General features: G+C 60.0%; 1 pseudogene. It reads right to left on the bottom strand.

The features are described from left to right. Positions 1 to 255: pseudogene (locus AB4Y43_RS40660) on the bottom strand (IS3 family transposase); the annotation flags it as partial.

Raw genomic sequence — 255 nt, 5'->3', positions numbered from 1 at the left:
GACGCGAGAGCGCCGTTGGTGCATCGGGCTTGTCCATAAAGGCGACGTAATTATGTTTCATCGTCTTCACGAACGATTCGGCCATGCCATTACTCTGCGGCGAACGGACCGGCGTGGTCAGCGGCTCTAGTCCCAGTTCACGAGCGAAGCTGCGTGTGCGATGGTCGATGTAGGCCGAACCGTTGTCCGAGAGCCACTCGATGGGCTGTGTAGCCTGCGTGGTGCCGAAGCGCTGTTCGACGGCGGCCAACATCA

Source organism: Paraburkholderia sp. BR10872 (assembly GCF_040965835.1).
GTDB classification, from domain to species: Bacteria; Pseudomonadota; Gammaproteobacteria; order Burkholderiales; family Burkholderiaceae; genus Paraburkholderia; species Paraburkholderia nodosa_A.
Note: the sequence above shows the minus strand (reverse complement) of the source record. Positions and strands in the feature narration are given on the sequence as shown.